Origin of the sequence: Variovorax boronicumulans NBRC 103145, assembly GCF_001591345.1 — a bacterium.
Classification (GTDB): domain Bacteria; phylum Pseudomonadota; class Gammaproteobacteria; order Burkholderiales; family Burkholderiaceae_C; genus Variovorax; species Variovorax boronicumulans.
This window is the reverse complement of record NZ_BCUS01000167.1, coordinates 1-10,772: the sequence shown is the minus strand read 5'-3', so window position 1 is coordinate 10,772 and position 10,772 is coordinate 1. Positions and strand designations below refer to the sequence as shown.

Genomic DNA, 10,772 nt, shown 5'->3' with positions numbered 1-10,772 from the left:
CCACCGCCGCCGGCCGCGGCGCCCGGCATGGGCCGCGTGCAGTTCAACATCCGGCCCTGGGGCCAGGTCTTCGTCGACGGCGCCGACCGCGGCGTGAGCCCGCCGCTCAAGTCGCTGCCGCTGCGCCCGGGCATCTACACCATCGAAGTGCGCAACGGCGACCTCACGGCCTACCGCCAGCGCGTGACGGTGCAGGACAGCAAGTCCGCACCGGTGGTGAGCCACGAGTTCAAGTAAGAGGGCAGCGAGTCAGGGCGTGCCGGTGCGCAATGCGCGGCGGTACTGCACCGCCTCCGCCACGTGCGCGGCCTGCACGGCGTCCTGTCCCGCGAGGTCGGCGATGGTGCGCGCCACCTTCAGCGCGCGGTGCGTGCTGCGCGCCGACCAGCCCAGCCGCGCGGCCGCCTGCTGCAGCAGCTGGCGCGCGGCGTTGTCGAGCACGGCGTGCGTGTCGATCGCACGCCCCTGCAACGCCTGGTTCGCATGGCCCTGGCGTTGCAGCGCGGTCGCGCGCACCCACCACGCGCGCACGGATGCTGTCGGTCGATTCGCCTGCCGGCGCATCGAGCAGCTGCGGCGCCGACACGGCCGCCACCTCGATGTGCAGGTCGATGCGGTCCAGCAGCGGGCCGCTGAGCTTGCCCTGGTAGCGCGCGACGCGCTCGGGCGTGCAGCGGCAGGGCTTCAGCGTGGAGCCCAGGTAGCCGCAGGGGCAGGGGTTCATCGCGGCGATGAGCTGGAAGCGGGCCGGAAACTCCGCGCGCCGTGCGGCGCGGGTGATCGTGATGGTGCCGGTCTCCAGCGGCTCGCGCAGCGCTTCGAGCGCGGCGCGCGTGAACTCGGGGAATTCGTCGAGAAACAGAACGCCGTGGTGCGCGCGCGAGATCTCGCCCGGCCGCGGCGGCGAGCCGCCGCCCACCAGCGCCACCGCGCTCGCCGTGTGGTGCGGCGTGGCTGTCGGGCGGCTCATCCAGCGCTCGGGCGCCAGCCGGCCGTCGAGGCTGGCGATGGCCGCGCTTTCCAGTGCCTCGTCCACGTTCATCGGCGGCAGCAGGCCGGCGAAGCGGTGCGCCAGCATCGACTTGCCCGAGCCCGGCTCGCCCACCATCAGCAGGCTGTGGCCGCCGGCCGCGGCGATCTCGAGGGCGCGCTTGGCGCCGGTGTGGCCCTTGACGTCGGCCAGGTCGGCATAGCGCGGGGCGCCGTCGCCGGGCGCGGCGCGCACGCGGGTCCAGCCGTCGTCGCTCGCATCGACCGGCCCGCCGCCGCTGGCGACGAACTGGCGCACCACGTCGAGCAGGTGCCGGGCGCCGTACACCTGCGCGCCGGGCACCAGCGCGGCCTCCTGGGCGCTGTCCAGGGGCAGCACCAGCCGCACGGCCGTGCCTTGCGTGTAGGTGGCCACGGCCATCGCGAGCGCGCCGCGCACGGGGCGCAGTTCGCCCGACAGCGACAGCTCCCCCGCGAACTCGTGGCCGGCGAGGCGGGCGTTCTCGATCTGCCCGCTGGCCGCGAGGATGCCCAGGGCGATGGGCAGGTCGAAGCGGCCCGAGTCCTTCGGCAGATCGGCGGGCGCCAGATTGACCACGATCTTCTTGTTGGTCGGAAATTCGAGCCCGGCGTTCTGGATCGCCGAGCGCACGCGTTCGCGTGCTTCCTTGACCTCGGTCTCGGCCAGCCCGACCAGCGTGAAGCTCGGCAGGCCGTTCGCCAGATGCACCTCGACCGTGACGGCGGCGGCCTCCAGGCCGAGCAAGGCGCGGCTTTGCACCAAAGACAGACTCATTTTTCTCCCTCTCCCCAAGTTGGTGCGCCTGCGACGTGCAAGCCCAGGACCGTGCAGCGTGCAAGCGTGTGCAACTGCCGGAAACAGGGCTTGTAACGATTTGGCGCTCATCGCCGGACACCTGCGCCCTCTGGCCGGGGCGGTATTCGTGCAGTTTGGCACGCTCCCTGCTTTGAGGGTGCTCAGGTCCAACAACACACTTGCGAGGAGTTCCCTGATGACGCACCGTACCGCCGCCCAGGCGTTGATCGTTCTGGCCACTGCACTGACCGCCTCGGGCGCCGCCATGGCCCAGGCCGCCGACGCCGCCGCACCGGCGCCCGCGCCCCTGCTCACGGGCAATGTCTCGCTGACCACGAACTACAAGTTCCGTGGCCAGGACCAGGACATGATCGGCAAGAACGACTACGCCAAGACCAAGGGCTTCAAGCCCGCCATCCAGGGCGGCTTCGACTACGCCTTCGGCGACAGCGGCTTCTACATCGGCAACTGGAACTCCAGCGTCAACTGGCTCAAGGGCAACAGCATCGAGAGCGACCTGTACGGCGGCTACAAGTTCAAGGCCGGCCCGGTCGACATGGACGTGGGTGCGCTCACCTACATCTACCCGGGCAACTCGGTGGGCAACACCACCGAGCTGTACGTGGGCGCCACCTACGCCAACGACAGCTTCGGCTCGTTCACGGCCAAGTACTCGCACACGGTGTCCAAGGACTACTTCGGCTACGCCGGCGCCAAGACGGGCTCGGGCCTGAAGGGCCGCAACACCGGCTACCTGAACCTGGCCTACAGCAAGGAGATCGTGCCCAAGGTCACGCTCAAGGCCGCCGTCGGCTTCACCAACATGTCCAGCGACATCCGCAGCCTGGGCTACAAGAGCTACGTGGACTACAACATCGGCGCCACCTACGACTTCGGCAGCGGCCTGACGCTCACCGGCTCGGTGCAGGGCGCCAACAAGAAGTCCAACTACCAGGTCGTGGCCTACCCGGGCATCGAGATCCCCGACTTCGGCACCTTCGGCACCACCTACTACTCGCCCAACAAGGCACGCTTCATCCTCACGCTGACGAAGACGCTGTAATCGACACAACAACCAGGCGCGGCCCACGTTGCCGCGCCGCCTTTCATCCATCCAGAAGGAGCAACTCATCATGAAGCTGGTCACAGCCATCATCAAACCGTTCAAGCTCGACGAGGTGCGCGAAGCACTCTCGGCCATCGGCGTGCAGGGCATCACCGTCACGGAAGTGAAGGGCTTCGGTCGCCAGAAGGGCCACACCGAGCTGTACCGCGGCGCCGAGTACGTGGTCGACTTCCTGCCCAAGGTGAAGATCGAGGCGGCCATCTCCGACGAGCTGGTCGACCGCGTGATCGAGGCCGTGGAAGGCGCCGCGCGCACCGGGAAGATCGGCGACGGCAAGATCTTTGTCTACAACCTCGAGCAGGTCGTGCGCATCCGCACCGGCGAAACGGGCCGCGAAGCCCTCTGATCGAGTCCTGGCCCGAAAGAACAACGACTATGAAAAAACTTCTTGTCTCTCTTGCGCTCGGTTTGAGCGTCTTCGCCGCCGGTACTTCGGCGCTGGCCCAGGCACCCGCCGCCACCCCTGAGGCACCGGCTGCATCGGCACCTGCTGCACCTGCCGCTGCTGCGCCCGCGCCTGCAGCAGCTGCAGCACCCGCGGCCGCCGAGGCCGCACCCGCCGCACCGGCTGCGGCTCCCGCGCCCAAGGTCGACTCCGGCGACACCGCCTGGATGCTCACCTCGACCCTGCTCGTGATCCTGATGACCATCCCCGGCCTGGCGCTGTTCTACGGCGGTCTGGGCCGTTCCAAGAACATGCTGTCGGTGCTGATGCAGGTCTTCGTGATCTTTTCGCTCATCAGCCTGCTGTGGGCCATCTACGGCTACAGCCTGGCCTTCACGGGCGACGGCAACTTCTTCGGAAGCTTCGACAAGATCTTCATGAAGGGCATCACGCAGGAGACCTTCGGCGCGCTGACCACGATTCCCGAATACGTGTTCTTCGCCTTCCAGGGCACCTTCGCGGCCATCACCGTGGCGCTGATCGTCGGCGCTTTTGCAGAACGCGCCAAGTTCTCGGCCGTGCTGCTGTTCTCGGTGATCTGGTTCACCTTCAGCTACGTGCCGATGGCCCACATCGTGTGGGGCGGCGGCCTGCTGGGCAAGGACGGCGCGCTCGACTTCGCCGGCGGCACCGTGGTGCACATCAACGCCGGTATCGCCGGCCTGGTCGGCGCCTACATGGTCGGCAAGCGCGTGGGCTACGGCAAGGAAGCCTTCACGCCGCACTCGCTCACGCTCACCATGGTCGGCGCCTCGCTGCTGTGGGTCGGCTGGTTCGGCTTCAACGCCGGCTCGGCAGGTGCGGCCAACGCGGCTGCCGGCCTGGCCTTCGTGAACACGGTGCTCGCCACCGCCGCCGCGGCGCTGTCGTGGATCCTGGGTGAGAGCCTGCACAAGGGCAAGGCCTCGATGCTGGGCGCCGCCTCCGGTGCCGTGGCCGGCCTCGTGGCCGTCACGCCCGCCGCCGGTTTCGTCGGCCCGATGGGCTCGATCGTGATGGGCCTGCTGGCCGGCCTGGTCTGCCTGTGGGGCGTGGGCGGTCTCAAGCGCATGCTCGGCGCGGACGACGCGTTCGACGTGTTCGGCGTGCACGGCGTGGGCGGCATCCTGGGTGCCATCCTGACCGGCGTGTTCGCTGCCAAGGGCCTGGGCGGCACCGGCGGCCTGACGCCCGACACCTTCTCGATGGGCGCGCAGGTCTGGATCCAGGTCAAGAGCGTGCTGTTCACCATCGTGTGGTCCGGCGTGGTCGCGTTCATCGCCTACAAGATCGCCGACCTGACCCTGGGCCTGCGTGTGTCGGAAGAAGAAGAGCGCGAAGGCCTCGACATCTCGTCCCACGGCGAGACCGCCTACAACCGCTGAGCCGCACACAGACAGCGGGTGGCCCGGCACGGCGCCGGCCCCCGCTCCTCCAAGACCACCACCCTTTTCGACACAAAGAAGAACAACCACTCCCGGTTTTTTCAGGCGAGTCTCCTTTGGATGTTCAGCCCGCGAGCGCTTCGGCGTCAGCGGGCTTTTTTTTGCCCGCGGCCCGCGTGGCCGGGGGCACAATCGCCCCACCATGTGGACCTCCATCGAAGACAGCCTCTGCGAGCTGGGTGAATCGCCGTTCTGGCATCCGCACGAACGCGCGCTCTACTGGCTCGACATTCCGGGCCGCGCCGTGCTGCGCACGCGCGGCGAGATCGGTTCGCCCACGGCCACGGTCGAGCGATGGGCGCTGCCCACCGAGCCCGGCTGCATGGCGCCGGCACGCACGGGCGGCCTCGTGATCGCGCTGCGCGACGGCATCTACCGGGCCCGCGAGTGGGGCGGCAGCCTCGTCGCGATGGCGCGCGCGGAGCACGACGTGCGCACCATGCGCTTCAACGACGGCAAGTGCGACGCGCTCGGCCGCTTCTGGGCCGGCTCGCTCAACGAGGCCAAGGACCGCGCCAACGCCGCGCTCTACTGCTTCGACGCACGGCCGGGGGACGTCTCGCCCACCATCACGTCGATGCTGGAACATGTCACCACCGCCAACGGCCTGGCGTTCTCGCCCGACAACCGCACCCTGTACTGGGCCGACACCGCCGCGCACGTGGTGCGCGCCTGGGACTGGGACGCCGAGGCCAACACGCTCTCACACGCGCGCGTGTTCCAGCAGTTCGACCCCAAGCCCGCGGGCTGGGTACCCAGCACGCCCACGCACTACGACGGCCGCCCCGACGGCGCCACCGTCGACGCCGCCGGCCACTACTGGGTCGCGATGTTCGAAGGCGCGCAGCTGCTGCGCTTTGCGCCCACGGGCGAGCGCGTGGCCGCCATCGCGGTGCCCGTGCAGTGCCCGACCATGCCCTGCTTCGGCGGCGACGACCTGCGCACGCTGTTCGTCACCAGCGGGCGCAAGGGCCGCCCGGCCGACGAGCTGGTGCAGCGCCCGGCCTCGGGCACCGTGCTCTCGATGCGCGTCGACACGCCGGGTCTGCCAGTCAGCTTCTTCGAAGACTGAGCCTTCCGGCTGCTTGCGGATGGCCCTGCACCACATCCCCCCGATCCAATGCCTGCTGACCTTCGAGGCCGTCGCGCGCCTGCGGCATGCGGGCCGCGCGGCCGACGAGCTGTGCGTGACGGCCAGCGCCGTGAGCCACCGCATCCGCCAGCTCGAGGCGCACGTGGGCTTCAAGCTCTTCGGGCGCAGCGACTTCAGCCTCACGGCCGACGGCGCGGCCTACCTGGCGAACGTGCGCGTCGGCCTGGCCGCGCTGCAGCAGGCCACGCCCGGCAGTCGTGACGCGGCGCTGCGCGCGCCGCGCCTGAGCGTGGCGGTCACGCCCACCTTCAGCCGCCAGTTTTTGATGCCGCGGCTGGAGCTCTTTCGCAACATCTACCCCGACATCGAGCTGGCGCTGCATGTGTCGATCCCGCTGCTCGACGTCACGGCCGAGCAGACCGACCTGCAGGTGCGCTACGGCATCGGCGCCTACGCCGACTGCGAGCACCGCCTGCTCATCGCCGAGGACGTGGTGCCCGCCTGCAGCCCGAGCTACCTGAACGAGTTCGGCCCCTTCGACGGCTTTCGCACCGCGGCCGAGATCGCCAGCGCGCGGCTGATCCGCAGCCCGCTCGAGCCCTGGGGCACCTGGTTCGCGAGCTGCGGCATCGACCAGCCCGAGCCGCACCTGGGCGCGCAGTTCAACGACCTGGGCCTGGTCTACGACGCGGCCGCCAGCGGCTTCGGCGTGGCGCTGGTGCGACAGAAGCTGGGCGCCGCCTGGTTCGAATCGGGCCGGCTGGTGGCGCTGTCGGAACGGCCCGTGCCCTCGCCGCACCGCCACTACATCTGCTGGCAGCCGGGCACGCTGGAGCGCTGGGAGTGCGCGGCCTTCGTCGACTGGATCGTTCAGACGCTGCACTGACCGACACGCCGGCCCGACAAATTTTTATCAAGGTCCGGGCAAAAAACCTTCAATCCGGACGGCGCGCTTCTCCCTAGAGTGCGGGGCACAACAACAGCCTCCCCGGAGACAACGCATGACCTGGCAGCAGATCTACGACCCGTTCGGCAACATGATCATTTCCACCGCGCTCGCCGCGATCCCGGTGGTGGTGATGCTTGCGTGCCTCGGCTTCTTCCACATCAAGGCCCACATCGCCGCCGGCCTGGGCCTGCTGGCGGCGCTGGCCGTCGCCGTGTTCGCCTACGGCATGCCGGCCGAGATGGCCGGGCGCGCCGCGCTCTTCGGCGGCTTCACGGGCCTGCTGCCGATCGGCTGGATCGTGCTGAACATCATCTTCCTGCAGCAGCTGGCCGAACAGAACGGCAGCTTCAAGGTGCTGCAGGACTCGCTCTCGGGCATCACCGAAGACCGGCGCATCCAGCTGCTGCTGATCGCCTTCTGCTTCGGCGCGTTCTTCGAGGGCGCGGCGGGCTTCGGCACGCCGGTGGCGGTCACGGCCGGCATCCTGATCGGGCTGGGCTTCTCGCCGCTGGCCGCCTCGGGCCTCTCGCTGATCGCCAACACGGCGCCGGTGGCCTTCGGCGCGCTCGGCACGCCGGTGATCACGCTGGCCAAGGTGCACGGCTACGACCTGATGGAAGTCACCGCGATGATCGGCCGGCAGCTGCCGTTCTTCTCGCTGCTGGTGCCGTTCTGGCTGGTCTGGGCCTTCGCCGGACGCAAGGCGATGATGGAAGTGTGGCCGGCCATCCTGGTCACGGGCGTGTCGTTCGCGGTGCCGCAGTACCTGGTGTCGAACTTCATCGGCCCCGAGCTGGTCGACATCATCGCGGCCATCGTGTCGATGGCCAGCCTGGTGCTGTTCCTGCGCGTGTGGCAGCCCAAGAACGTGTGGCGCTCGCCTTCGCTGCGCGGCAAGGACGTGAGCGCGCACGAGGCCAAGCCGCCGGCCGCCATCGTCGTGCACAGCCGCGAAGCGCTGGTGCGCGCATGGATGCCCTGGGTGATCCTCTCGGTGTTCGTCTTCGTCTGGGGCCTGCCCTCGGTGAAGACCGCGCTCAACGGCGTCTTCGCGCCCTCGTTCCCGATGGGCGGGCTGCACAACCTGATCGAGAAGATGCCGCCGGTGGTCACCGCGCCCACCAAGGAAGGCGCGGTGTACGTGCTGAACCTGCTGTCGGCCACGGGCACCGGCATCCTCTTGTCGGCGATCGTGAGCGCGCTGTTCATGAAGTACAACCCGGTCGAGATCGTGCGCACCTTTTTTCGCACGCTCTGGATGGTGCGCTACTCGCTCATGACCATCGTGCTGATGCTCGCGCTGGGCACGCTCACGCGCTACTCGGGCACCGACACCACGCTGGGTCTGGCGTTCGCCAACACCGGCGTGTTCTATCCCTTCTTCGGCACGCTCATGGGCTGGATCGGCGTGGCCATGACGGGCTCCGACACGGCGTCGAACGTGCTGTTCGGCGGCATGCAGAAGGTCGCGGCCGAGCAGTTGGGCCTGGCGCCCAACCTCATGGGCGCGGCCAACAGCTCGGGCGGCGTGATGGGTAAGATGATCGACGCCCAGTCGATCGTGGTGGCCTCCACCGCCACGCGGTGGTTCAATCACGAAGGCGACATCCTGCGCTACGTGTTCTTCCACTCGATCGCGCTGGCCTCGCTGGTCGGCCTGTACGTGACGCTGCAGGCCTATGTGTGGCCATTCACCCTGATGGTCGTCCGCTGAAAGTTGTTCCCGCCATGAATGCTCCCGTCACGACCGACCAGCACACGCAGCTGTCGAAGGCGGAGCGCCAGGCGCAGGTGGTGCGGGCGCTGCAGGCGCACCTGCCCGCGCATGCGCTCATCTGGCACGCCGAAGACACCACGCCCTACGAGTGCGACGGCCTCACGGCCTACCGCCAGCGCCCGCTGGTGGTGGCCCTGCCCGAGACCGAGGCGCAGGTGGCCGCCGTGCTCAAGGCCTGCCACCAGCTCGGCGTGCCCGTGGTGGCGCGCGGCGCCGGCACCGGGCTCTCGGGCGGCGCCATGCCGCACGCGCTGGGCGTGACGCTGTCGCTGGCCAAGTTCAACCGCATCCTCAAGGTCGACCCCGTGAGCCGCACGGCCGTCGTGCAGTGCGGCGTGCGCAACCTCGCCATCAGCGAGGCCGCCGCGCCCTTCAACCTGTACTACGCGCCCGATCCGTCGAGCCAGATCGCCTGCACCATCGGCGGCAACGTGGCCGAGAACTCGGGCGGCGTGCACTGCCTGAAGTACGGCCTCACGCTGCACAACGTGCTGCGTGTGCGCGGCTTCACCGCCGAAGGCGACGCCATCGAGTTCGGCGGCGAGGCGCTCGATGCGCCGGGGCTCGACCTGCTCGCGCTGGCCATCGGCAGCGAAGGCATGCTGGCCGTGACCACCGAGGTCACGGTGAAGCTCGTGCCCAAGCCGCAGCTGGCGCGCTGCATCATGGCCAGCTTCGACGACGTGCGCAAAGCCGGCGACGCGGTCGCGGCGGTGATCGCGGCGGGCATCATCCCGGCCGGCCTGGAGATGATGGACAAGCCCATGACCGCCGCCGTCGAAGACTTCGTGCACGCGGGCTACGACCTCGACGCCGCCGCCATCCTGCTGTGCGAATCGGACGGCACGCCGGAAGAGGTCGAAGAAGAAATCGGCCGCATGACCGAGGTGCTGCGCGGTTGCGGCGCCACCGCCATCGCCGTGAGCACCAGCGAAGATGAGCGCATGAAGTTCTGGAGCGGCCGCAAGAACGCCTTTCCGGCGTCGGGCCGCATCAGCCCCGACTACATGTGCCTGGACTCGACCATCCCGCGCAAGCGGCTCGCCGACATCCTGCTGGCGATCCAGGAGATGGAGAAAAAATACAACCTGCGCTGCTGCAACGTGTTCCACGCGGGCGACGGCAACCTGCACCCGCTGGTGCTGTTCGATGCCAACGACCCCGACGAGCTGCACCGCTGCGAGCTGTTCGGCGCCGACATCCTCGAGACCAGCGTCGCCATGGGCGGCACCGTCTCGGGCGAGCACGGCGTGGGCGTGGAAAAGCTCAACAGCATGTGCGTGCAGTTCACCGCGGCCGAGAACGAGCAGATGTTCGGCATCAAGCGCGCCTTCGACCCCGCCGGGCTGCTCAACCCCGGCAAGGTGATTCCCACGCTGCAGCGCTGCGCCGAGTACGGCAAGGAAGTGGTGCGCGGCGGCCGGCTGGCGCATCCCGACCTGCCGAGATTCTGAGAGCTTCATGAACACGGATACCGCCCTCCAGCAGGTCGTCGAGCGCGTGCGCGCCGCCGCGGCCGATGCCACGCCACTGCGCCTGCGCGGCGGCGGCACCAAGGATTTCTACGGCCAGCCGCCGCGCGGCGAGCTGCTCGACCTGCGCGCGCTCAGCGGCATCACGAGCTACGAGCCGAGTGAACTGGTCGTCACCGTGCGTACCGGCACGCCACTGGCCGAACTCGAGGCCGCGCTCGCTGAACAAGGCCAGTGCCTGCCCTTCGAGCCGCCGTGCTTCGATGCCGGCGGCACGGTGGGCGGCATGGTCGCCGCCGGCCTCAGCGGCCCGTCGCGCGCCAGCGTGGGCGCGGTGCGCGACTACGTGCTCGGCACCACGCTCATCAACGGCCGCGCCGAGGTGCTGAGCTTCGGCGGCCAGGTGATGAAGAACGTCGCCGGCTACGACGTCTCGCGCGTGCTGGCCGGCTCGCTCGGCACGCTGGGCGTGATCGCCGAAGTGAGCCTCAAGGTGCTGCCCGTGGCGCCCGCCGAGGCCACGCTCGCCTTCGCCTGCAGCCAGGCCGATGCGCTGCGCCTGCTCAACGAGTGGGGCGGACGCCCGCTGCCGCTGAACGCGAGCAGCTGGTTCGAACACGCGCCCGGCGCGGGCGTGCTGCGCCTGCGGCTGCGCGGCGCCGTGGCGGCCGTCGAAGCC

8 protein-coding genes and 2 pseudogenes are annotated in these 10,772 nt (G+C 69.3%); 9 read left to right on the top strand and 1 reads right to left on the bottom strand.

What is annotated here, in order from left to right; all coding sequences use genetic code 11:
* Window positions 1–237, top strand: a pseudogene (locus VBO01S_RS32855) (serine/threonine protein kinase); the annotation flags it as partial.
* Between the two features lie 12 nt (window positions 238–249).
* Here the strand turns inward: VBO01S_RS32855 and VBO01S_RS29050 are convergent.
* A pseudogene (locus VBO01S_RS29050) lies at window positions 250–1,786 on the bottom strand (YifB family Mg chelatase-like AAA ATPase).
* Window positions 1,787–2,003: 217 nt separating this feature from the next.
* On the opposite strand from VBO01S_RS29050, the gene VBO01S_RS29045 reads away from it, so the two are divergent.
* The 8 genes from VBO01S_RS29045 to glcE all read left to right on the top strand — a co-directional run.
* A complete protein-coding gene (locus VBO01S_RS29045) occupies window positions 2,004–2,870 on the top strand; it encodes a TorF family putative porin (protein ID WP_062482029.1) in 867 nt (288 codons plus the stop codon).
* 70 nt (window positions 2,871–2,940) lie between these two features.
* Window positions 2,941–3,279, top strand: a complete 339-nt coding sequence (gene glnK / locus VBO01S_RS29040) for a P-II family nitrogen regulator (RefSeq protein WP_056583732.1) — start codon at window positions 2,941–2,943, stop codon at window positions 3,277–3,279.
* Window positions 3,280–3,308: 29 nt separating this feature from the next.
* Window positions 3,309–4,742: an ammonium transporter gene (locus VBO01S_RS29035; RefSeq protein WP_062482026.1), complete on the top strand. Its 1,434-nt coding sequence runs from the start codon at window positions 3,309–3,311 to the stop codon at window positions 4,740–4,742.
* Window positions 4,743–4,944: 202 nt separating this feature from the next.
* Window positions 4,945–5,874, top strand: a complete 930-nt coding sequence (locus VBO01S_RS29030) for an SMP-30/gluconolactonase/LRE family protein (RefSeq protein ID WP_062482023.1) — start codon at window positions 4,945–4,947, stop codon at window positions 5,872–5,874.
* A 19-nt stretch (window positions 5,875–5,893) separates the two neighbouring features.
* Window positions 5,894–6,781: a LysR substrate-binding domain-containing protein gene (locus VBO01S_RS29025; protein WP_062482020.1), complete on the top strand. Its 888-nt coding sequence runs from the start codon at window positions 5,894–5,896 to the stop codon at window positions 6,779–6,781.
* 115 nt (window positions 6,782–6,896) lie between these two features.
* Window positions 6,897–8,558 (top strand): L-lactate permease, encoded by a 1,662-nt coding sequence (locus VBO01S_RS29020; RefSeq protein ID WP_062482017.1) that lies wholly within the window; start codon window positions 6,897–6,899, stop codon window positions 8,556–8,558.
* A gap of 14 nt (window positions 8,559–8,572) precedes the next feature.
* A complete protein-coding gene (locus tag VBO01S_RS29015) occupies window positions 8,573–10,075 on the top strand; it encodes an FAD-linked oxidase C-terminal domain-containing protein (protein WP_062482014.1) in 1,503 nt (500 codons plus the stop codon).
* A 7-nt stretch (window positions 10,076–10,082) separates the two neighbouring features.
* Window positions 10,083–10,772, top strand: a 690-nt coding sequence (gene glcE / locus VBO01S_RS29010; RefSeq protein ID WP_082818340.1) for a glycolate oxidase subunit GlcE, incomplete at its 3' end; no start/stop codon positions are given.

Coding starts and splice junctions, on each gene's coding strand:
- VBO01S_RS29045 (WP_062482029.1), top strand. CDS start 2,004: ATGACGCACCGTACCGCCGCCCAGGCGTTGATCGTTCTGGCCACTGCA.
- VBO01S_RS29020 (WP_062482017.1), top strand. CDS start 6,897: ATGACCTGGCAGCAGATCTACGACCCGTTCGGCAACATGATCATTTCC.
- VBO01S_RS29035 (WP_062482026.1), top strand. CDS start 3,309: ATGAAAAAACTTCTTGTCTCTCTTGCGCTCGGTTTGAGCGTCTTCGCC.
- VBO01S_RS29015 (WP_062482014.1), top strand. CDS start 8,573: ATGAATGCTCCCGTCACGACCGACCAGCACACGCAGCTGTCGAAGGCG.
- glnK (WP_056583732.1), top strand. CDS start 2,941: ATGAAGCTGGTCACAGCCATCATCAAACCGTTCAAGCTCGACGAGGTG.
- VBO01S_RS29025 (WP_062482020.1), top strand. CDS start 5,894: ATGGCCCTGCACCACATCCCCCCGATCCAATGCCTGCTGACCTTCGAG.
- VBO01S_RS29030 (WP_062482023.1), top strand. CDS start 4,945: ATGTGGACCTCCATCGAAGACAGCCTCTGCGAGCTGGGTGAATCGCCG.